The organism is Paenibacillus sp. FW101-FHT12H11, from assembly GCF_058790355.1.
In genome coordinates this window covers 234,081-255,968 of the sequence record NZ_JBYTCO010000012.1, presented here as the reverse complement: position 1 = coordinate 255,968, position 21,888 = coordinate 234,081, and the positions used below count along the sequence as shown (strand labels likewise).

The following is a 21,888-nucleotide window of genomic DNA, read 5'->3' as shown; positions in this document are numbered from 1 at the left end:
GAGTGGTAGCGTAGCGTTTTACATAAATAACTATAACATGTGTACATGAATGCATAGAGGAGCAGGGTAGGATGGGTATGAGGTTTACAGTGCTGTCGAGCGGTTCGACGGGGAATGCGACGGTCGTTGACAATGGGGAGACCAAGGTGCTTATCGATGTGGGCTTCAGCGCGAAGAAGATGGAGGCGTTGATGAAGGAACGCGAGCTTGCCGCGAATACCATTGACGCCATTGTGATCACGCACGAGCATTCGGATCATATCAAAGGTTTAGGCGCGCTGGCCCGTAAGTATGATTTGCCTATTTATGCGAACGAGAAGACGTGGGTGGAATTGGACCGCCAAATCGGTGTGATTGCGGAAGAGAATAAGCGGGTCATGGAAACCGGCAGCATCGAAGAATTCGGTACGCTGCGCGTGGAATCGTTCGGGATTTCGCATGATGCGGCGGAACCGGTGGGCTATTGCTTTTATGATGGGGAGCAGAAAATAAGTGTTGTCACGGACCTGGGCTATATGAGCGAGAAAGTGAAAGAGAAGATCATAGATTCAGATGCTCTGGTGCTAGAAACGAATCATGACGTAGACATGCTGCGCGTAGGGCACTATCCTTGGAGCATTAAGCGCCGCATTCTCGGGGATAAGGGGCATTTATCCAACGAAGCCGCGGGGGAAGCGCTCTGTGACGTGATGACGAATAAGACGAAGTCCGTTTATATGGCCCATTTAAGCCGTGACCATAATTTAATGGATTTGGCCAGGCTAACGGTGAATAACATAGTACAAGAGCGCGCCCCGGAGTCTAAGCAGTTACGATTAATGGATACGTATTTTGACCGTTCTACGAAATGGGATGTATTGGATTCGGAGTAAGCGCGGCGTCGATTTCTTTGGATTTGAGCTGTATTTCCTGCGGCGTGATCAGGCCCTTATCAACAAGTGTTTGAATGAGAGATGAAAGCACGAGGGATTGGTGGTAAAGGCTTTCCTTGAGATCTGCAAGTTTCCCGATCATATTGATTTCGTCCATATGGGATGGAATTCGATTCATAATGTGCATTCTCCTTTGGTTTTCTAATTTAAAGTTACGGTTAACTCTAGTAATTCCTTGAGAGATTTGGTTTACTATTATTGTAGGCAAGAACGGAACGAAACATTCCTATTTTTTGCAAATAAGAATTCTGAGGCAAGAGCGGCATGACCCGCCCCCTGTCAGCAAGGAGGGACACCCTGTGAGTTTGTTTGATGATGATTTTTATTCGACCAAAAGAACCAAGCAGCGAGAGCCTGTGTGGCGTCCTAAACGGTCGGGAGGATTTGCAGGCTTTACGGAACGCAGACGCAATGTGGCCCTTATCGCAGGTGTAGGCGGGGCTTTATCGATGCTTTTGCTAGTTGGGGTAGTTAGCGGTTTGGGTCATCATGAATCACAAGCCGATGCGATAGCGATACCGGCTGCAGTCGCGAATGCAGAGACGCGTCCTATGAACATCAACGACTCTGTCGTGGCGGCAACGGAGAAAATCAAGCCGGCTGTGGTCAGCGTGATCTCCTCCAAGAAGGATGATAAGGGTCAAGAGAGCGGGATCGGAATCGGATCGGGCGTCATTTTTTCCCGGAATGGGGATAAAGTGCGTATCGTAACCAATAGCCATGTTGTCGAGAATGGGAACCAGTTTGAAATTGTTAATTTCCAGGGTGAGCATCGCAAAGCTACGCTGGTCGGCCGTGACCGGATCACGGATTTAGCAGTTTTAGAAGCCGATGGCAAAGATATTAAGGTCCTTGCGGAATTTGGCGATTCCGAGACGCTTCGGGCTGGGGAAATGGCGATTGCCGTCGGTAACCCGCTAGGGCTTGGCTTCTCGCCAACCGTCACGCAGGGCATCATCTCGTCGCCGAAGCGAACGATACCGGTTGCTTTGTCCCGCGAGGGTACGGATTATGACTGGGAGATGGATGTCATCCAGACGGATGCGGCGATCAACCAAGGGAACAGCGGCGGACCCCTGGTCAACATCGACGGTAAAGTGATTGGGATTAACTCGATGAAAATTGCAGATACCGGCGTTGAAGGGTTAGGTTTTGCGATTCCTATTAATAGCGCTAAGCCGATCATCGATAATCTGATCACGGATCACAAGGTCAAAAGACCGCTGATGGGTGTCTCGACGCAGGAATTGCAAGCTTTTAAAGGGACGGATGTATTAAAGCTGCCCGCAGATGTGAAAACTGGAGTTATCGTCTTCGAAGTTTCCGGTCCTTCCAAAGAGGCGGGTCTGAAGCCGCAGGATGTCATCGTGTTGTTGGATGACCGGAAGATTGATAATACGATCACGCTGCGTAAATATTTATACAATGAGAAACATATTGGTGATAAAGTGAACGTCACTTTCTATCGCGGCGGCAAGAAGATGAATGCGGTCGTAACGTTAGTGGAAGCAACGGATAAATAAGATATAGAAACAATGCGGATGAGAGGTAGTTGCATGCACGTAGTTTGTAAGGATCATGTGGAAATCGCGATTGATGAGTTTGTCGATGAATACGAGGAAGCGCCGGACGTTGTGGATTTGCTGAAAACCCACTTCGCGAACTGGGAGCCTCCTTCCCATTGTGAGCATTGCCAAGAGTTGGCGCGATTTCTAGTTGTATGAGGAAGGCTTAGGCCTTCCTTTTTGTTTTTGAATAGATTAAGAAAGGGCGTATTCGTTTATGCAGATACAGATTTTAACGGTTGGGAAGTTGAAGGAGCGCTATCTCGTGGATGGGATCGCGGAGTACGTCAAGCGCCTTGGGCCTTATGCCAAGGTGCAAATGATTGAGGTGCCGGATGAGAAGGCACCGGAGAACATGAGCGCAGCTGAGGAGCAGCAGGTGCGCGATCGTGAGGGCGCGCGCCTGTTGGCTGCGCTGCGCCAGGATGTGTACGTCGTGGCATTGGCCATCGACGGCGAGATGTGGTCGAGCGAGCAGCTGGCGGCCTCGCTCGATAAGTTGGCCACCTATGGGCGGAGCCAGGTGGCCTTCGTGATCGGCGGCTCGCTGGGGCTCTCTAGCGAGCTGCTGCGCCGTGCGGATATGCGGCTGAGCTTTGGCCGCATGACGCTGCCGCACCAGTTGATGCGGCTGGTGCTGGTGGAGCAGATTTATCGCGCTATGCGGATAAATCGGGGGGAGCCTTACCATAAGTAGTGGTAAGCAGAGAGTAGAAGTAGTAATTGATTTTAATGTCATTGAAAGAAGTCTTTCACTTATAACTACCGAAACGATAACTAGTTGAAATGTTGAGTTGCCTCTCTTAAGGGGCTTTTTTACGTTAAGCAGCAATACATCTTATCATTCAAAAATAAATTTCGCTAATATCCTTAATTTGTAAGCTGGTGATATAATATGGAGGTAGCGAAAGGTAGCTATACGAGAAAAGACTAATTTTGTTTGAAGAAATGGGGTTAAAAAAATGGATGGAAGTGATAAAAAAAATGAAAAAGTTATCCCTGAGTCGCACAGTCCTGTAAGACATATGATAAATGAAGCTTATAATTTGGAGCATAAGTTTATTGAAGATTACGAACAAGCAAAGATAACAAAAAATGCAGTTGTAATCATGGAAGGAGATTGGGGAGGACAAATTTTATTTGGTTTGTCCTATGGACTTAATAAAATGTGATAAAGAAACGTTAGAAGACTTATTAAATGATTTGGATGAGATTGCATGGGGATGTAACGAAGGTGACGGTAAGGGGATTTATTATGAGATAAAACTAATTGGAGAAGGTATTGCTGGCGGAATGGGTGGAGGATTAGTGTCAAATACAATATGGGTTCATAAGGAATTTGAATCCATATATAAAGACATACAAAACGTGATTGACGGAAAGACAAAGCGAATTAAATGAAAGCACGATTTTATTAAGGTGAAGTTGACCAAAGACTTTAAGGTTGAGCAAACAGAAATGATTAACTGAGATGGACAAAATTTTTGAAGGAGAGTATTGGATGAAGATTAATTATGATTTATCAAAACAAGATTTTGATAACTTTTTAACTCATCATACATATAAAACAAAGAACAAAGTAAGAAGAGTCTTACAAAAAACACTTCAAGTTTTCATTTTCGCATTGCTAATTTTTTCAATATTACATTTACAATTAAAAGTAAATATTTATGTTTCCTCGATCATTGGTCTTGTCTTTGGACTTATTCTAATAAAGACAATCAATAAAACAATAGTTTCGAGTATGATCAAAACATCGAATAGTTTAGGAAAAAAGCAAACTATTGAAATATCCCCTAGAGGAATAGAAGTAGATAAGATAACGATGAGAACAACAATTAATTGGGATGCAATAATTGAGATCGCAAATGACGAAAATGGTGTTTACTTCTACACTAATCCACAATGTGCCTTTATCATTCCTAGAAAGTCCTTTAATAACGAAGCAGGTTTTAACGAATTTATCAATCTATCAAATTTTTATAAGAAAGACTATTTAGCTACTGAATCATAAAAGAGCAATTTTATTCGTTGGGGATGATTCGTTATGAAAATGTTATGGTGCTGGCGATGCAATAGTGAAATGCCCATGTTAGAAGAAGATGAATACACAAGGATATATGAACTTTATGGGGAATGTTTCAAAGCAACAAAAGAATTTAGACAAGAGCATAGTCTGCCACTTGATAGGATTTCGATGAATGAGAGATTTAGTCCTGTTGTTAGGGAATATGAGAAAATAACAGGGATTGCAGGGGTGCATCATAATGCAATAATGCACCATAGGTTTTCGCTTTATGGAGACCCATGCAAATATTGCGAAAAACCATTAAGAACGCCTAGTGCGAAACTATGTGCCGAATGTGGCAAGTATAAATAAAACATGGATTTCATATAAGAAGAAATAAGAGACTGGGTGTGAAAATGGAGAACTTACCACGATATTGTGTTACGAGAAAAGCAATCGAAAGTCTGACAGATAAATTAAAGCTAGCTAAACTTGATGAATATTCTCAAGATTGGGAGTATGAAGCGTGTGATTCAACTAGGGTAACTGAATTTGTATCTTTTTACGAAAATGATCAGCTTAACATGGAAGAAAGGTTTGCCTTAATGAACCTTATTATTTCTTCTTATGATGATGCTCTTGTAGAAGGAAAATTTCTGTCTGGGATATGGGACAGAATCAGTATCCATCTTATGGGAAATGTGAGTATGTATATAGATGTTATTTCCTACTGGGCAATACTTAATGAAGATTTCGAGGATGGGTTCGCAGTAACACTTTACATGAGGGAACTATTTAAGACAATTGAAAAATAGAGATTCAATAAAAGAGAAGTTTGATTGGAATTCTGACGAAAGTGGTTGCGGAGATTAAGTACTTAAAGGAGTAAGAGGGTTAATGGGGTATGAAATACCTAGCAGTAGAGAAAGAGAAGACATATACATTGATAAGTTTAAGGAAGTAATAACCGATGAGTGGATAAAACAACAAACGAAAAATATGTATTACCAGAATCAAATTAAAGAAGCAGGCGCATTTCTTGATCTAATTCACCCAATAATGCGACATTACGTTAACATATGGGCTTCTGTTAGAAAAGCTTCGGCGTTAAGACGTGAATACGTATTGATGGGTGTGGGGGATCAGGAACTTGTTAGTCTAGGACAGAATCTTTATGAGTTGGATGGCTTGTATAGTTTGAAGAGTTATAGAAGTCGATTGCAAGATAAGGAACAAGAGGTGAATTATATTGGTCAATAAGAGTGCTACTAGACAGGTGGGATCAAGCAGTAGCTTTAAAGGTTATATTTTCCAATATGAATTGTCGAATTTGATGAGAAACCATCACTTATTTACTGATGTAAAGACTGAAGTCGATGTAGGAAACGGGGAAAGTGCCGATATTGTGGCTACGTACAATTCTACTCAAATTATTATTGAGTGCAAAGCAGGCAACTTTTTTTCCAACGGAAGATTAGAGGAGATACTAAAAAGGTTGTTGAGAATAAAAATGTCTCAGAGGCAACCGACTCAAGTTATACTAGCGTTTCCAGGAGAATTAACATCTATCCAAAAATTGAAATTAAGCGGGTACATGGTAGAAGTATGGGATATTAATGTAATATCTACGTTATTTTTAAATCATATACAGAATATTCAAGATGAAGAACTAAGAACTTCTTTGCAAGCTTCAATTGTACAGATTCATTCAATAGAGGACGCTCTATTAGAAGAGTTACAATCATGTGTAGCTGGACGAAATCAATGGTCAAAGTATCAAAAGGTTTGTGCTAATATTTTCGAACATCTATTTAGTCCTGAGCTAGGTCGACCTATAACAGAGCTACCTGATTATGCAAAAGCAAACAGAAGAGATATAATTATGGCGAACTACGCTGAAAGTGGTTTTTGGTATTACTTACGAGAAAGATATTATGCTGATTTTATTGTTATTGACGCTAAAAATTATAGCACTAAAATTGACAAAAATGCCGTTTTGCAGATGGCGAATTATTTAAAGGAATACGGTACAGGATTATTTGGTATTATCTCTTGTCGTAGTGCACCCAAAGAAAGTGCGATTCATACTCAAAGAGAAATTTGGATGGCTTTTAATAAACTAATAATTTTTATTAATGATACTGATCTGGAGCAAATGTTAAGTGCAAAGAAAAATGTTACAAATCCTGAGGAAATAATTAAACAAAAGATTGAGGATTTCCGATTGTCGCTCTGAAATCTATTTGCCGCTGCATTTATTGAGCGGTTTATTTGTCTTGTAAAAGAGCTTTTTAGTTCGTTTTTACTAGAGAATAGTCCATCATTTTCCAATATGTGTTAGGATATTAGTGATAGTAAGTAGGTAATTGGTTTCAGATTCAGGGCTATAACATATGAAGAGAGGTATTTGTTATGAACAAACTAAAAAGGGTCATTAGAGAACTATTATCAAGAATCAAACCATATAGAGAATGGTCTCGGATCCCAAAAGTTATTACTATTATTGTTGGGGTTATTGGATTTGTTTCAGCTGTTTTTACCATTTTTCCTTTTCTTAATCCTTTTCAAGATACAACCTATTCTGTACCAATGGTAGAGCAAAAACTAGAAAAGCTATACTTAGATGAAAACTGGCCTGGAATGACAAAATATCTCGAGAAAATTGAAACACATGATGAGTTGAAAAACATTTATCGCTATTATTTCGGAATAGATACTGTTTATAATCCGACTTTAGGAAATCCAGAGTCTTATTTTAATAGTATTGAAAAAAGTAGTAAATACTACGAAATGGGTCTAATTCAATTAGGTAGTTATTTTATGAACAAGTATTCCAATGATGGCAATTTGCAGATAGATAATCTAAAAAAGTTACAGGAGAGTATTAAGAACTCAGGAATATTAAGCAGCTATTATTACTTCCTTGAGTTAAGAATCACTGATTTAGATGAGGTAACATACAATCACGTTGATAAGGTATATAGCGATTTTAGAAATAAATATAACTATTATGATTTTAACGACTATAAACTTGGCAATGTTATGACAGGGAAGAGCAGAAACATTGTTGTTGACCCATTTGATAATTTCAAAATTGGCGTTTTAAGGTTTCTGTTTGAATCGTATTTGACAATATTGGCAAATAAAGAAGGTCTAGTAGTGGAGAAAGATCGGCACATTTATGAAATGAAACAGATATTGTCTGTGACAAGTGCAGATGCATTACGTAATTCGGTAGCTATTTTTAAAGTAGGTGGAGACATTATTGATCAAATGCTTCAACTGTCAGGTTATTCGGACTAGATATAGTGGGTAGTGAACTTTAGCTTTCAGGATATTAAGCGGAACATTTTGCCGTAATCATTACGTTAGTGGGAAACACTAGCTCAGAAAAGTATGTACCCCACACTTGGAGCATTCGTCGGCCGAGCCGCCGCTGTAGCGGAGGCATTATGCAGCAATATTTAAAAAAAGATGGGTAAATCAGATGGTAATATTAGATGGATTTTTTTGGTTGCTTCCTTGTAATATTCCCGAGACCTTGGATTCGTAATACTCCCGCGGCACAGCACGAAGAACCTAAAAAATATTTGTCGATGTAACTGAATTTTGAATTAGTTTCGATAGTTGATCTTAAAAAGAAGGAGCTTGCGTGGCAAGCTCTTTTCGCATTTTTCGCCGATAAACCCGTTAAGATGAGCCTATTCATCGCGTTCCTCATATCGTCTGTCTGTGTGCAGGTTATCCTACCCCATCACTTTCTAACAAGGAGTAAAAATTATCGCGGTCTTCATTATCGAATTTGCCAATCGCCCGTATTCTGATAAATTCATGTCCGCCAAACATGTCGATTTCCTCGCCGCTACTATTGTAGAGCGCGATCATATTGCCATCCTGATTCAGCTCCATGTATCCGTAACAAGTTGTATCGGGCGCTTCGCCGTAAAAGAGCAAAAATCTGATTTTGTACAAGCTGTTCATGCAGATCTCCTTCCTTATTCCTCAATGATCTGAAGAATATTTTACGTGACATCGGATGAAATGGAAAAAGTGATATCGCCCTGCAAACGCGGAATTTCATTCCTATTTAGAAAGCATAAGGGGGGATTCCGTGCTATGTCGCTCATTCGCACATTATCTCTTGACGGGACGCGATTTGGGGATTATGATAACGTGCCGGTTATCTCAACAAGGTAAATCGAGAAAAAGGCCAACTTTTCAGAGTGCCCCGCCACTGAATCATCAGCCTGAGCAGATCATGAAATAAAAATCTGTAAACATCAAAGAAGGAGCTGCCGCGGCAGCTCCTTTCATATTTTTGCCTATAAACCCGTATTGAAAAACTACGATTTTGTCACTTGTATCTGTACCAAATGTTATTAATCAGTACAGAGTAAGGATGAGGCTCTTTACCGGATTCTTTGATCTTATCTTCCATGTAAGAGTTAAACCAGATATAAAGTAATTAGTTTTTAGCTCACTGCTTGTATCGATAATTTGTTGTTTAGTTAAGCTCATGTTTAGGCTCCATCATATTTTTATTACCAGGGAATAATACCATCTCTATTGGTGAATGTTCCGGTTGGACCATTTTTGTCTACTGTAGCCATTTTTACAACGGCATCGGTGCCTTCTTGTAATGTTTGCATACCGTTGCTAAATTTTTCTCCCGTTTTAGTTGGACCCGGGTCTATGGCATTAATTTTTATATCGGGAAGGGATTTTGCATATTGTACGGTAAGCATGCCAACGGCGGCCTTCGATGAACTATAGGCAAGGGCATTAACCTTGGACTCAATTTTTTCCGGATTCAGCACTTGTCCAAATGAGCCAAGCCCGCTGCTCACATTTACAATGGCAGGTTCCTCCGATTTTTTTAAAAGAGGGAGGAAGTGGTTTGTAACGCGAACGATTCCAAAAACATTGGTATCATACACTTGCAACATCATGTCCGACGTAATTTCTTCAGGTTTTGCATAGGGTCCAGGGATTCCTGCGTTATTTATAAGAACATCTAAGCGGCCTTCATGTTGACTTATTTCATCAACTGCATTTGCAACCGATCCGTCATCTGTAACATCTAGAACAACATAATTTATTCCTAGAGATTCGGCAGCCAGCTTTCCTTTCATTTCATCGCGCGAGCTGATATACACTTTGTGTCCTAAGTCTTTTAACCGTCGGGCTGTTTCAAACCCCAAACCTGTATTTCCGCCAGTTATCAAGGTAACTTTCATAATAAGCACGCTCCTTTAAGCACGAATTGTGAAATCGAGAAATACAATCGTTTACTCGAAAAGAATCGTACTACCATTTTAAACTGTTGTCAATTTAATTGTTGTATTTTTAACTGTTTATTTTTCTAATTGTTGTGATATGATTCTTAAAAAAGGAGTTCATATATGATAAAAGGATCTAATGATATTTCAGAACAAATCCACATTCTTAATATTTTACAAAAAAATTTTATTCTTGATCAGTTAAGCAAAATAGAGCTTAATGAGATACAAGCACGAACAATAAATTATGTTTTTACTTATCCTGGGGTTATACAAAGAGATTTAGCTCAATATCTAGGAAAACAGAATGCTACAATTACAAATATTTTAAAAAATCTAGAAAAAAAGAAATATATAAAACGGAATATTACGGTGGGTAATGAAAGGCAAAAAGAATTATATATAACGGAAGAAGGGGAAAAGCTAGCTCATTTTATTCAAAAAATTTTCTTGGACTTGGAAAACGTGATAGTAAATTCCTTGCATGATTCAGAAATAGATAGCTTAAAGGAAAACTTAAAAAAAGTAAGTGAAAATCTAAAGAAAAATATGAATGTGGAGACACTATCGGACGATCGTGCGTACTACGCAGAGGAATAGAGTCAAGGGAATACTTACTATGCAGCAATGCAGAGAAGGCACCCAATATCGGGTGCCTTTTCTTTCGCTCTATAAAGGATATGGGAGTCTGGGTCATTACTTAGCCGCCAACTTTAAAGCCTGCTCCTCAGCATCTCGATATCCCTTTTGCAATACTTCATTTCTGTCCAAAAATGCTGTGCCTTGTATGCGAACTGCTTCAAAATCTTCGATTCCCATTAATTCAAACATGGACTTCAAAAATTTATTCGAGTACTCCAGTTCAGAATAAAAGTCATTATTTGTGTAAATGGACCCACTGGCTTGAATGGTAACGACGCTTCTTCCATCATCGAGAAGTCCGACGGATGCTCTTCCGTTACTCATGGGGGGACTAATATATTTAAATGTTTCCCGCGCAATCATAACATTATCTATATAATCCTTTAGTTTCGAGGGGATACTGAAGTTATGCATTGGAAATACAATGACGTATTTATTAGCACTTTTGAATTGTTTTAACAGGGTATTCATGCGATTTGTTACTTCTTTTTCTTCACTAGTTAATTCTTTCTCTGCTGCTAGTTTCGACCATGCGCTCAATACATTTTTATCAAGTGCAGGTACTTCGTCGTCGTATAGATTAATTTGTTCAATGACCTCGTCATTTGAATGTTTCTCTTTGTATACTTTCAAAAAGTAGTTAAACACATCGAGACTTGCAGAGGATTTAGAATCAAAATCCGGGTGCGCATTGATAATAAGTAATTTACTCATGTATATTTCCTCCTAGAACTTATTGTGGACTTAATAAATCGACGATTAATATAATCCATAATATATCTTCCACTGTTACATGTCAATTTATTAAACCAAGAAGTTTATGTAAATAAACATAATGAAATTGATGCTACTATCAGGACATAGTTTGCCTATTTTCTTTTAAATACGACACCAGAAAATTATGGTAATATGAAAGAAGAGATTTCCATTCCTATCTCATAAAATGGAGGCGCTTACTTATGGACCAACAATTGCAGCAAGAGGGATACTTTGGGGAGTTTGGCGGCAGCTTCGTCCCGCCGGAATTACAGGAAGTGTTGAGTTATTTGAGTGAGCAATTTTACAAGTTTAGAGACGATCCGGAGTTTAAGGAAGAGCTTCGTTATTATCTAAGCGAATATGTTGGACGTGAGAATCCATTAACGTATGCGGAGCGGCTGACCAAAGCTTGGGGAGGGCCGAAAATATACTTAAAGCGCGAGGATTTGAATCATACCGGAGCGCATAAGATCAACAACGCTATTGGCCAAATCCTGCTCGCTAAGAGGATGGGAGTGAAGCGGATCATCGCTGAGACGGGTGCCGGACAGCATGGTGTGGCTACGGCAACGGCTTGCGCTATGTTTAATATGGAATGCGTCATCTATATGGGAGCGGAGGACACACGTCGGCAGGCGCTTAATGTGTTCCGTATGGAGCTGCTGGGCGCGACGGTTGTACCTGTACATAAAGGACAAGGAAGATTGAAAGATGCGGTAGACGAGGCGCTGGACGATCTGGTTCGCAATTATAAAAATACATTTTATTTGCTAGGCTCCGCCGTTGGTCCGCATCCGTTTCCGACGATGGTCAAGCACTTCCAGGCCATTATTAGTGAAGAATCGAAGCGGCAGATTGTGGAGAAAGAAGGCCGTTTGCCGGATGCGGTTGTGGCCTGCACAGGCGGCGGCAGCAATGCCATTGGCGCGTTCGCTCATTACATCGACGAGCCGAGCGTTCACTTAATCGGAGTCGAGCCCGATCAAGCGCCTTCTTTGACCCAAGGCGTTCCGAGCATCATACACGGCTTTAAGTGTTTAGTGCTGTTGGATGAGGAAGGACAGCCGAAGAAGACCTATTCCATCGCCGCAGGACTGGATTATCCGGGCATTGGGCCGGAGCATAGCCATCTGAAGGTGTCGGGCCGGGCTGAATATGCAACGGTCACGAATGAGGAAGTGCTGGAAGCCTTCCAGGAACTGTCGCGCACGGAAGGAATCATTCCTGCCTTAGAGAGCGCGCATGCGGTTGCCTACGCGAAGCAGTTGGCGACGACGATGAGCGAAGATCAAATTATGATCGTCAATCTGTCAGGCCGCGGGGATAAGGATGTCGAGCAAGTTTATCAAATGCTTAAATAGAGAGATGAAAGGCGTCCAATTGGGCGCCTTTTATTCGTTCTGCAGACGATATGCTGAACCGTATCACAAGTAGTGGTAAAGCGGCGGTAGCAATAAATTTTATTTTAATGATATAATATAGTCAGAATAAAGTTATCTGGAAAGGGTGGTTAAAATGAATATTAAGCCTTCCACCACAATAAGACAGGATTACAATGGTTTCTCAAAGTATTGTCATCAGATTGATGAGCCAGTGATCTTAACGCGTAACGGAGAAGCAGATTTAGTTGTGATGAGTCACGAAGCATATCGAAGAATGGAAGCGCGCATTAAGCTCCAATCTAAGCTCTTACTTGCAGAAAAGCAGATAGCCGAAGGAGAACAGTTACTTGACCATGATCAAGTAATTGCAAAAATGCGGAGGAAAATCGATGCCGCCAAAGAATAAGGGTAAATATTCTCCAGCAGCAGTTGATGATATGGACGAAATCTTTTCTTATATATCCAAGGATGACGTTTCCTCCGCAGAAAACTTATTGCAAAAACTGGATCATCACATTTCGGGCCTGGCGGACTTCCCAGAAATGGGTTCTGTTATATCAGAAGATGAATATTCCCTTGTACAACGAGGCTACCGCTTTATTTTGGTGAATCCGTACCTGGTATTCTATCGAGTAATCCAAGATACTGTGATTATCCATCGTATTTTGCATGGGCGTAGGGATTACCTTCGTGAATTATTTAGTTCATTTGAATAATATTTTGATTTGGAGCTGCTCAAATTAGAGTGGCTTTTTTGCTGCTTTACCATATTTAATATGCTGAGCGGGATTGTAGTTGATAGTAAACAGTGTTACTCTTACAACGGTAAACTCATAATCTACGTTTGCATAGAAAGGTAACACTATGATAAAAGTTGAAAACTTATCCTTCTCATTTCCGCAAAAAGCACTATATACAAACATTTCATTTACGCTTGAAGAGGCACAACATTGCGCTTTTATAGGAACAAGCGGCAGTGGAAAAAGTACATTGATAGACATACTTATGGATCCGGAAAGATATTTGTTCGAGGGCAAGTTAGAAATAGATCCGACTTGCAAAATTAGGCATGTAAGTCAATTCCCACAATTCGACAAAACCAAAGAAACAACCGTTTTTGAATATATAGGGGAAGAATTCATTAAGATACAAGATGAAATAACATCTATTTGTACGGAAATGGAAACATCACCGGATGATATGGATTCGTTACTAGAAAAGTATCAGTTAGCTTTAGACACATTTGATTCAATCGGTGGGGCTGATTTTGAAAGTAATATAAATAAGAAACTAAATCTAGCCAACCTCATGAAGCTAAAGGATCTTAGGGTATCCGACTTGAGTGGCGGGGAATTCAAACTTATTCAAGTGATGAAGGAAATGCTTAGTAGTCCAGATTTGATGATTATGGACGAACCAGACGTATTTTTAGACTTCGAAAACCTAAATGCGCTTAAAAATCTTATTAATTCTCACAAAGGAATACTGCTAGTTGTTACGCACAACCGATATCTATTGAATCATTGTTTCAATAAAATCATACACCTTGAAAACATGGAGATCCAAGAGTTTGATGGGCGATATTTGGCGTATACTTTCTCATTGCTTCAGACAAAAGTTGAGTTGCAAGAAATCGCAGTCGCTGAACAAGAAGAAATTGAGAGATACGATAACATTATTGATAATCTTAGAGTTATTGCAACTATTAATTCAGAAGCATCTAGAGGCAGAGCATTAAAAGCTAGAGTTAGGTTTCAAGAAAGATTGGAAGCGCGTAGAATTAAAGCGCCATTCGTTGATATTAAACAACCCAATATTCGTTTTGGCATGGATAATGAAATTGAAGACACCGTTGTTATAAAAGTCAATAATTACAGTGTTACTTTTGATGAATTGCTTCTAGACAATGTTAATTTTGAGATAAAATCTACGGATAAAGTAGCCATTATTGGTCCAAACGGTACCGGGAAAACGACTTTACTCCGAGATATTTTTATAAATAAGCATGATGCAATTGAAATAAACGCTGATGTTAAAGTGGCTTATTTATCTCAGAATCAAGGTGAAGTGCTAAAGGATTCTAATACAATCCTAGAAGAGTTTATCGATGCTGGATTTAAAACGTATGATGAGGTTAGATCGTATCTTTCAAACTATGGCTTTGAAGGGGAAATCATTAATCAAAAGATACAATCTTTATCTGGTGGAGAAAAAAATCTGCTTCAATTGGCTAAAGTTTCTGCCAGTAAAGCAAACGTATTGCTTCTAGATGAACCGACAAGCCATTTAGACACCTATACACAAATAGCACTGGAGAAAGCCATTGAAGACTATAAAGGTGCTATTCTAATGATTTCTCATGATTTCTATTCGGTTGTAAATGGTATGGATTATGTTTTAATCATTGACGATAAGACGATTAGAAAAATGAGTATGCGAAAATTTAGACAGATGATTTACGCTAGCCATTTTGATAGAGACTATCTAGAACATGAACAAAATAAAAAATCACTTGAAATGAAAATAGAATTGGCTTTAAAAGATACGAATTTTGAACTTGCAAAAGTATTGGTTGATGAGTTAGAGGAGCTTATTAAGTTGCTTTAGGTTGTAATAAAATTGACAAAGGGCTCTTCCTAACACAGGAAAAGCCCTTTTTGGCGCAGCGGCCCTTTTTCGCAAACCTCCACCCAAACATACAGTTCTAAATCCATAATAACCAAGCATTCTTCTGTGTTTATGTGAATAACATTATGAATGGTGCAGTAGTCTGTATGCTGCTGAAGCACTCATAAGGGTAGGAGAAAGGGGCATGAATGATGGAAGGGTCAGGACATAGGCAGCGAAAGAGAAGGATTACAAAGATGATAAGAGGTTACTTGATGGTGGTAACAATCATTGTTTCATTGATGACAATCGGAGTACCTGTATTTGCCGGAGGCATTCCAGGGGATATCCACTCCCAACTGGTCGTGACTTATGACTCGAACGGTGGCTCAACGATTAGTCCTGAATTTGTAGCTTCGTCCGGAGGTACAGTGTTGTTTCAGCATACCCCTGTGAAAGAGTGCTACAGTTTCGAAGGTTGGTTTTACGACATCGCCTTCACGCAAGCTTACAAGTCGTCAGATCGAATTACTAGAGACCTAACGCTGTATGCGAAGTGGGCGGCCTTGAGTACAAATGCGCAGTGCAGCACTGCTACAATGACCTCTTCGATCGGTAAGGTAAGTACCGGAGGGACTGTGAATGAGACGATAACGATCGGGAGTGGCATCAAGTTAGCTGAGTTGAAGGCTGCGATCACGCCTGCAGCGAATGCAACTTTCGATATCTACCAAGCAGACGGAATAACGAAAGCGACGACGCTAGAGACGGGCATGAAGATCATTGTAACTTCGCAAAATGGAACGAGTATAGTTACGTACACGATTACGGTAATTTCTCCTAATTTGGCATTAAATAAATCCGCGACGGTTGACAGTACGTGCAACGCCTCGCAGACCGCGGCCAAAGCCGTGGACGGCAGCGTCACCAATGATAGCAAATGGTGTTCATTATCCAACAACCGTTGGCTGCAGATCGATCTCGGCAACGTAAAGCAAGTTGACCAATTTGTCATTAAGCACGCATCAGAAGGCGGCGAGACTGCCTCATATAACACGAAGGCTTACAATATCCAGATCAGCACGGACGGTACGAACTGGAGCACAGTGGTCAACGTAACTAATAATACGAAAGGCGTAACCATAGATAATATCGCTCCCGTATCAGCAAGATATATCAAGTTAAACGTCACGACGCCTACCCAAACGACAAACGTTGCGGCACGAATCTATGAGTTTGAGGTATACGGACCTCCGAACTTGGCACTAAATAAACCCGCGGCGGTTGACAGTACGTGTAATCCCTCGCAGACCGCGGCCAAAGCCGTGGACGGCAGCGTCACCAATGATAGCAAATGGTGTTCATTATCCAACAATCGTTGGCTGCAGATCGATCTTGGCTCTGTGCAGCAAGTGAACCAATTTGTCATCAAGCACGCATCAGAAGGCGGTGAGACTGCCTCCTATAACACGAAGGCTTACAATATCCAGGTCAGCACGGACGCTACGAACTGGAGCACAGTGGTCAACGTAACCACTAATACGAAAGGGGTAACTGTAGATAATATCGCTTCCGTATCAGCAAGATATATCAAGTTAAACGTCACGACGCCTACCCAAACGACGAACGTTGCGGCACGGATCTATGAGTTCGAGGTATACGGACCTCCCAATTTGGCAGTAAATAAACCCACGACAGCTGACAGCGCGTGCAACGTCTCGCAGATCGCGGCCAAAGCCGTGGACGGCAGCGTCACCAATGATAGCAAATGGTGTTCATTATCCAGCAACCGTTGGCTGCAGATCGATCTCGGCACCGTGAAGCAAGTGAACCAATTTGTCATCAAGCACGCATCAGAAGGTGGCGAGACTGCCTCCTATAACACGAAGGCTTACAATATCCAGGTCAGCACGGACGGTACGAACTGGAGCACAGTGGTCAACGTGACCAATAATACGAAAGGCGTAACCATAGATAATATCGCTTCCGTAGCAGCAAGATATATCAAGTTAAACGTCACGACGCCTACCCAGACGTCAAACGTTGCGGCAAGAATCTATGAGTTTGAGGTATACGGAGCAAATTAGAGCAAGTTTTACGACTTAAATAACGCGTCGCCTTCTTATAATAAGTAATTGGAAAAAGGGAAGACTACACGATATCGCTTTTTCGCCAAAACCTTATTATTTCTTGGAGGATGACAAATGAAAGGCAAGTCAACCAATGCAGCATTTTGGATAGTCGCCTGGGTGCTCGTGCTCTGTTTGTGGTCGAGTGCAGCCCCTTCCATTGTGTTTCCATTATATGCAACGGATTGGCATCTCTCGAAAGCAACAACGACTGGTATCTTTGCCATGTATCCTATTGCAATCATCTTCGTGCTTGTAATAGTAGGTAATATTTCAGATTACATCGGACGCCGAATGACGTTAATGATCGGACTTATGTTCCTCCTTTTTGGCGCAATCGTTTTTGCATTAGCTCCTAATTTGCACTGGCTGTTTGTGGCCCGGGCACTTCAGGGTATTGGGGTTGGATTGACATCGGGGGCGGGGGCCGCAGCGCTTGTAGAGTTTAATCCGACATCGAACACGAAATTGCCCGGATCGATAAACACGATTACCCAGGCAACTGGTGTGTTCATTGCATTAATTCTTGGGGCAATTCTGATTAAATATGAGCCATTCCCGCTACATTTAAGTTATTGGGTTTTATCCTTGCTCATATTTGTCAGTATCCTGCTGTGCTTATTCCTTCCGAAAAATCAAACATCTCGATCTGGCCGTAAATCGAACTGGAAACCGGCGGGGATTAAGGTACCGAAAGCATTATGGGGCATTTATCTCCTGGCAGCATTAGCTGTAGGAATCGGTTTTGCCTACGGGGGAATATTTTTATCTCTTGGGGCTCAAATTGCGCGCGATGTCGTTGGGACGAAAGATATTCTTGTGATCGGTATGGTGTTATCGATTTTGAGTTTGCTAATTGCGGTGGGGGCTACGATTGCAGGGCGAATGAGTCCGCTGCCTTCAATTCGGATCGGAACGCTTCTGATAAGCTCGACATTGGTTCTTCTTGTCATGGCGTCGGAAATGCATTCTTTCAGCCTGTTCGTAACGTCGTCGATTACCGGAGGTCTTGGTTATGGATTCTCTGTAACCGGAGGGATTGGCCTTGCCAACATGTATGCGTCACCTGAAAACAAAGCGCAGTTTTTATCTTCTGTTTTTGTCGTCTCTTATCTGTTCCAAGGAGCCAGCGCATATGGCGGTGGTTTGGCTTCCACTATTTATGGCTTTAGCTTCGCAATATGGATGCTTTCTCTTATAGTCGGATCAATTGCGCTTATTACGCTGCTGTCTACGATGATGATCACGAAGAGAATGGTCTATGCCAAGTAAATCAAACCACGAAAGTAGGCCGTCCTTCCTCAGGATGGTCTACTTTTTGCTATAATAGGAACAGCGGGACGGTTTATCTTTTAGTTAAATATGGAATCCTAGTACTATCAAATAATGAGAGAAAACGAGGGATGGAAATGTCGTATATCGTTGATTTTAAAAATGTATCTACAGTAGGTTTGGAAACTTCACCAGTAGCAGAAGCGCTTGCGGGTTTACGCGCGAATGAAGCCCGTTATTTCATGAACAAATACAAGCACGAATTCGAGGTTGTACCCGCCAGTGAAAGTCAGAAGAACCTTGATTATGCGAATAAAGTTTTAAAAGAACGTGACATTGAGTTTGCCGCCAAACCTTTGGAAACCTCACATTTTCAAGTGGAGAATATTCAGTTTACCTATGTTTTTTATGAGGATGGTCTTTCAATTAACGTTATGTATACGGTGGATGACCCTAAGAAGCGGGCAGTTGGGTTTAAGCTTTCCGAGGGGATGGAGATACCTAAGGAGTTAGAGCCGAAGTTCAAGTTCGCTAGGCAGAAGTCTAAATTAGCTGGAACGATTCGGGGTTCGTTTTTCGTCATCAAGGGAGAATATGCATATATCTAAAGCTTGGTGAGGTGATCTTTCATGGCAAAAACCAATCCTAAGGTTGACGAATTTATCAGTAAGGCCAAAACCTGGAAGGATGAATACATAGAGTTGAGGCGAATCGTTCTTGACTGCCAACTAACCGAGGAATATAAGTGGATGCATCCCTGTTACACGATTCAGGATAAAAACGTTGTTCTCATACACGGATTTAAAGACTATTGCGCGCTTCTGTTTCACAAAGGAGTTTTGTTGAAGGATACTCAAGGTATCCTGATTCAACAAACGGAGAATGTTCAGGCGGGGCGCCAGATTCGGTTCACGCATGTTCGGGAAGTCCTTGCCATGGAGCCGATTTTGAAAGCTTACATTAACGAAGCGATTGAAGTTGAAAATGCCGGTTTGGAAGTAAGTTTTAAAAAGCATACAGAATTCACCGTTGCCGAAGAGTTTCAAATGAAGCTGGATGAGAACCCTGCCTTGAAAACGGCTTTTGAAGCCTTGACACCTGGACGGCAACGAAATTATCTGCTTCACTTTTCTGAGCCGAAGCAATCCAAAACGCGAGAATCGCGGGTGGAAAAAAATGTGCGGAAAATTCTCGAAGGCAAGGGATTAAACGATTAAAAAGGAAAACCATCCTTCTGCAGGGTGGTTTTTTCGTTATTTTATGACCTAGTCGTTGAACTTGACAAGCTTGGATTACAAATGTAATACTAAGTGTGTATTACATTTGTAATCCAAGTGGAAAGGAGGTAGCTACTGTGAAAACTGTCCCACATATTACGGATGCTGAATGGGAAGTAATGAAGGTGCTCTGGAACCAGTCCCCACGCACGGCGAATGAAGTGATTGAAGCAATGCAGGATCAGACGGATTGGAAGCCGAAAACGATTCGAACCCTGTTGAATCGATTAACGCAGAAGCAGGCGTTGTCATTTACGCAAGAAAACAGAGTGTACGCCTATTTCCCTTTAGTTTCTGAGGGTGAATGTGTGAAGTCAGAGACGCAATCTTTTCTGAAAAGAATGTATGGCGGTGCCTTTAAGCCGATGCTGGTTAACTTTTTGAAGGAGGAGCAGCTGTCGGAGGAAGATATTAAAGAACTAAAACAACTTCTCGAGAATAAATCCAAATAAACAGCGATGCCGGAACAGGCGGCGCGGCTTCAGGAAGGAAAGGGTGAAAGTGAACCCAACCAATGAACTTCTCAAAGGTATTTTCGAGTGGATTTTGTCGGTATCGGTAATGGCCGCCATTACGGCCGTGTTGATCATACTAACCCAACGTATTCTGCATAAACGGATAAAACCTAGATGGCACTATCTCATGTGGTTGTTGGTCATGGTGCGGCTGCTCCTGCCCTGGGATCTGGAAAGCGATTTAAGCATCTACAATTGGCTATCTTACTCTGGCGGCATTCACGAAATCAACTCCGTAGTTCAGATAGGAGCACAAGAGAGATTGGCTGCTGTGGACTCCGTAGGCACTATTTTGTACAGGTACTCCATGTATGTATGGCTGCTTGGTATTGCCGTATTTGGCATATACACATTGGTGATTAACGGTAGATTCGCGCGGAAAATAACAAAAGAAACGAGTCCGATGACAGACACCGGCATCCTGCAGTTATTCTCCCAATGTCAAAAGCTAATGTCGGTACATAAACCAATCACTCTAGTCGTATCGGACCAATTGACGATGCCCACGCTTTTTGGATTCTGGAAACCACGGTTAGTTATACCGCTGAAGGTGATTAACAGCTTGAGCCAGGAACAACTGCGGCATATCTTTCTGCATGAGCTGGCCCACTGCAAACGGAATGATATTGGAATCAATTGGATTATGCAATTTTTATTGATTATTCACTGGTTTAATCCTGTACTATGGTACGCGAATCAACGCATGCGTGAAGATCAGGAAATTGCAAGCGACGCGTTAGCGCTTTCTTATCTTGAACCAGCGGGAAGAGACAGTTACGGATATACGCTCATTCAATTATTAGAGAGCTATATACGTCCTGTAAGTGTACCTGGCAATGTTAATTTATCGGGCAGCAAGTCACAGTTAAAAAGGAGAATTATCATGATTAAACAGTTTCAATTTCATTCGTACCGCTGGTCGTTCGTTGGCTTAGCTGCTGTTTTGATAATTAGCGGATGTTCATTGACGAATGCGACGAATACGGATAAGCAAGCTTCGGCTCCACCGAGCTCTCCGGCTATTGATCAAAAGACAACAGAAACAACAAATACTGCAAACTCAACAGATACAACAAATACAACAAATACAACAAATACAAGTACGCAGACAACGGATACAGATAAAAAGACGGAAACAACAGATGATACAAAATCTGTTGACACAGTGACACCGACTGTACCGTCAACGATTACCGCGGAAGAGTTGAGATCAAACGCAGCAGCTTCAAGAACGAACGAGTCGAAGCCTTCACCGGTAGCATCCGTCACGGAGGCAAGACGAAGTGCCGCGGCTCAGGCAGCGGAGAGTCCAAGACAAGCACCTGCTGCGTCACGACAAGCGAGTGAGGTAACGGCAGTGCCTGCATCCCGAGATGTCAAAAGGCCTACGGCAGTACCTGCGCCGGTACCGGATACTCGGCCGGCACAGGCTGAGCCAACAGCCAGCGTGCTAACTCCGGAGCGAGCGGCTCAATAAATTTCGGGGCAAAGTTAAAAAAGAAGAAGACACCTTTGTTGGTG

At 41.5% G+C, this 21,888-nt stretch carries 27 protein-coding genes; 23 read left to right on the top strand and 4 right to left on the bottom strand.

What is annotated here, in order from left to right; all coding sequences use genetic code 11:
* The first annotated feature begins 71 nt into the window (after nucleotides 1–71).
* Nucleotides 72–872 (top strand): MBL fold metallo-hydrolase, encoded by an 801-nt coding sequence (locus AC3WTJ_RS32730; RefSeq protein WP_492525351.1) that lies wholly within the window; start codon nucleotides 72–74, stop codon nucleotides 870–872.
* On the opposite strand, the gene AC3WTJ_RS32725 is transcribed toward AC3WTJ_RS32730, so the two are convergent.
* On the bottom strand, nucleotides 841–1,050 hold the full coding sequence (locus AC3WTJ_RS32725) for a hypothetical protein (protein ID WP_492525349.1): 210 nt from the start codon (nucleotides 1,048–1,050) through the stop codon (nucleotides 841–843). The genes AC3WTJ_RS32730 and AC3WTJ_RS32725 overlap by 32 nt on opposite strands.
* A 181-nt stretch (nucleotides 1,051–1,231) precedes the next feature.
* On the opposite strand from AC3WTJ_RS32725, the gene AC3WTJ_RS32720 reads away from it, so the two are divergent.
* The 11 genes from AC3WTJ_RS32720 to AC3WTJ_RS32670 all read left to right on the top strand — a co-directional run bounded on the left by AC3WTJ_RS32720 (nucleotide 1,232) and on the right by AC3WTJ_RS32670 (nucleotide 7,808).
* The gene (locus AC3WTJ_RS32720; protein WP_492525347.1) at nucleotides 1,232–2,455 is read left to right on the top strand and encodes a S1C family serine protease; all 1,224 of its coding nucleotides are present in this window, start codon (nucleotides 1,232–1,234) and stop codon (nucleotides 2,453–2,455) included.
* A gap of 33 nt (nucleotides 2,456–2,488) precedes the next feature.
* Entirely contained in the window at nucleotides 2,489–2,656 is a 168-nt protein-coding gene (locus AC3WTJ_RS32715; RefSeq protein ID WP_127454029.1) for a CxxH/CxxC protein, read from the top strand.
* A 58-nt stretch (nucleotides 2,657–2,714) separates the two neighbouring features.
* Nucleotides 2,715–3,194 (top strand): 23S rRNA (pseudouridine(1915)-N(3))-methyltransferase RlmH, encoded by a 480-nt coding sequence (gene rlmH, locus AC3WTJ_RS32710; protein WP_492525345.1) that lies wholly within the window; start codon nucleotides 2,715–2,717, stop codon nucleotides 3,192–3,194.
* Between the two features lie 265 nt (nucleotides 3,195–3,459).
* The gene (locus AC3WTJ_RS32705; protein ID WP_492525343.1) at nucleotides 3,460–3,669 is read left to right on the top strand and encodes a hypothetical protein; all 210 of its coding nucleotides are present in this window, start codon (nucleotides 3,460–3,462) and stop codon (nucleotides 3,667–3,669) included.
* Nucleotides 3,638–3,898 carry a hypothetical protein gene (locus AC3WTJ_RS32700; protein WP_492525341.1) on the top strand — a complete coding sequence of 87 codons (261 nt, stop codon included), beginning with the start codon at nucleotides 3,638–3,640 and terminating at the stop codon, nucleotides 3,896–3,898. Before AC3WTJ_RS32705 ends, AC3WTJ_RS32700 begins: the two co-directional genes overlap by 32 nt.
* Nucleotides 3,899–3,998: 100 nt before the next feature.
* Nucleotides 3,999–4,511 (top strand): YcxB family protein, encoded by a 513-nt coding sequence (locus AC3WTJ_RS32695; RefSeq protein ID WP_492525339.1) that lies wholly within the window; start codon nucleotides 3,999–4,001, stop codon nucleotides 4,509–4,511.
* Nucleotides 4,512–4,544: 33 nt separating this feature from the next.
* Entirely contained in the window at nucleotides 4,545–4,877 is a 333-nt protein-coding gene (locus AC3WTJ_RS32690; RefSeq protein ID WP_492525337.1) for a hypothetical protein, read from the top strand.
* Nucleotides 4,878–4,921: 44 nt separating this feature from the next.
* A complete protein-coding gene (locus AC3WTJ_RS32685) occupies nucleotides 4,922–5,320 on the top strand; it encodes a hypothetical protein (protein WP_492525441.1) in 399 nt (132 codons plus the stop codon).
* Nucleotides 5,321–5,402: 82 nt separating this feature from the next.
* A complete protein-coding gene (locus AC3WTJ_RS32680) occupies nucleotides 5,403–5,765 on the top strand; it encodes a hypothetical protein (RefSeq protein WP_492525335.1) in 363 nt (120 codons plus the stop codon).
* On the top strand, nucleotides 5,755–6,741 hold the full coding sequence (locus AC3WTJ_RS32675) for a hypothetical protein (protein ID WP_492525333.1): 987 nt from the start codon (nucleotides 5,755–5,757) through the stop codon (nucleotides 6,739–6,741). The genes AC3WTJ_RS32680 and AC3WTJ_RS32675 overlap by 11 nt, the downstream gene beginning before the upstream one ends.
* Nucleotides 6,742–6,917: 176 nt before the next feature.
* Nucleotides 6,918–7,808 (top strand): hypothetical protein, encoded by an 891-nt coding sequence (locus AC3WTJ_RS32670; RefSeq protein ID WP_492525331.1) that lies wholly within the window; start codon nucleotides 6,918–6,920, stop codon nucleotides 7,806–7,808.
* Nucleotides 7,809–8,246: 438 nt separating this feature from the next.
* Here AC3WTJ_RS32670 and AC3WTJ_RS32665 read toward each other — a convergent pair whose 3' ends face one another.
* Nucleotides 8,247–8,486, bottom strand: coding sequence for a hypothetical protein (locus tag AC3WTJ_RS32665; protein WP_492525329.1), 240 nt, complete (start codon nucleotides 8,484–8,486; stop codon nucleotides 8,247–8,249).
* A gap of 560 nt (nucleotides 8,487–9,046) precedes the next feature.
* Nucleotides 9,047–9,742 carry an SDR family NAD(P)-dependent oxidoreductase gene (locus AC3WTJ_RS32660; RefSeq protein ID WP_492525327.1) on the bottom strand — a complete coding sequence of 232 codons (696 nt, stop codon included), beginning with the start codon at nucleotides 9,740–9,742 and terminating at the stop codon, nucleotides 9,047–9,049.
* Nucleotides 9,743–9,907: 165 nt separating this feature from the next.
* Between AC3WTJ_RS32660 and AC3WTJ_RS32655 the strand changes: the two genes are divergently transcribed.
* Entirely contained in the window at nucleotides 9,908–10,384 is a 477-nt protein-coding gene (locus AC3WTJ_RS32655) for a MarR family winged helix-turn-helix transcriptional regulator (protein ID WP_492525325.1), read from the top strand.
* A gap of 96 nt (nucleotides 10,385–10,480) precedes the next feature.
* Here AC3WTJ_RS32655 and AC3WTJ_RS32650 read toward each other — a convergent pair whose 3' ends face one another.
* Nucleotides 10,481–11,140, bottom strand: a complete 660-nt coding sequence (locus AC3WTJ_RS32650) for an FMN-dependent NADH-azoreductase (RefSeq protein WP_492525323.1) — start codon at nucleotides 11,138–11,140, stop codon at nucleotides 10,481–10,483.
* Between the two features lie 245 nt (nucleotides 11,141–11,385).
* On the opposite strand from AC3WTJ_RS32650, the gene trpB reads away from it, so the two are divergent.
* The 10 genes from trpB to AC3WTJ_RS32600 all read left to right on the top strand — a co-directional run bounded on the left by trpB (nucleotide 11,386) and on the right by AC3WTJ_RS32600 (nucleotide 21,844).
* Nucleotides 11,386–12,546 (top strand): tryptophan synthase subunit beta, encoded by a 1,161-nt coding sequence (gene trpB, locus AC3WTJ_RS32645; RefSeq protein ID WP_492525321.1) that lies wholly within the window; start codon nucleotides 11,386–11,388, stop codon nucleotides 12,544–12,546.
* A gap of 154 nt (nucleotides 12,547–12,700) precedes the next feature.
* Nucleotides 12,701–12,973, top strand: coding sequence for a type II toxin-antitoxin system Phd/YefM family antitoxin (locus tag AC3WTJ_RS32640; protein ID WP_492525319.1), 273 nt, complete (start codon nucleotides 12,701–12,703; stop codon nucleotides 12,971–12,973).
* A complete protein-coding gene (locus AC3WTJ_RS32635; protein WP_492525317.1) occupies nucleotides 12,957–13,283 on the top strand; it encodes a type II toxin-antitoxin system RelE/ParE family toxin in 327 nt (108 codons plus the stop codon). Before AC3WTJ_RS32640 ends, AC3WTJ_RS32635 begins: the two co-directional genes overlap by 17 nt.
* Nucleotides 13,284–13,431: 148 nt before the next feature.
* Nucleotides 13,432–15,174, top strand: coding sequence for an ABC-F family ATP-binding cassette domain-containing protein (locus AC3WTJ_RS32630; RefSeq protein ID WP_492525315.1), 1,743 nt, complete (start codon nucleotides 13,432–13,434; stop codon nucleotides 15,172–15,174).
* Nucleotides 15,175–15,431: 257 nt separating this feature from the next.
* On the top strand, nucleotides 15,432–17,261 hold the full coding sequence (locus tag AC3WTJ_RS32625; RefSeq protein WP_492525313.1) for a discoidin domain-containing protein: 1,830 nt from the start codon (nucleotides 15,432–15,434) through the stop codon (nucleotides 17,259–17,261).
* Between the two features lie 117 nt (nucleotides 17,262–17,378).
* A complete protein-coding gene (locus AC3WTJ_RS32620) occupies nucleotides 17,379–18,575 on the top strand; it encodes an MFS transporter (RefSeq protein ID WP_492525311.1) in 1,197 nt (398 codons plus the stop codon).
* Nucleotides 18,576–18,712: 137 nt separating this feature from the next.
* Complete coding sequence (locus tag AC3WTJ_RS32615; protein WP_492525309.1) at nucleotides 18,713–19,183, top strand: DUF8821 family protein; 471 nt, start codon at nucleotides 18,713–18,715, stop codon at nucleotides 19,181–19,183.
* A 21-nt stretch (nucleotides 19,184–19,204) separates the two neighbouring features.
* Nucleotides 19,205–19,792 (top strand): YdeI/OmpD-associated family protein, encoded by a 588-nt coding sequence (locus tag AC3WTJ_RS32610; RefSeq protein WP_492525307.1) that lies wholly within the window; start codon nucleotides 19,205–19,207, stop codon nucleotides 19,790–19,792.
* Nucleotides 19,793–19,929: 137 nt separating this feature from the next.
* Nucleotides 19,930–20,304, top strand: coding sequence for a penicillinase repressor BlaI (gene blaI / locus AC3WTJ_RS32605; RefSeq protein ID WP_127454009.1), 375 nt, complete (start codon nucleotides 19,930–19,932; stop codon nucleotides 20,302–20,304).
* A 43-nt stretch (nucleotides 20,305–20,347) separates the two neighbouring features.
* On the top strand, nucleotides 20,348–21,844 hold the full coding sequence (locus AC3WTJ_RS32600) for a M56 family metallopeptidase (protein WP_492525305.1): 1,497 nt from the start codon (nucleotides 20,348–20,350) through the stop codon (nucleotides 21,842–21,844).
* The last annotated feature ends 44 nt before the right edge of the window (nucleotides 21,845–21,888 follow it).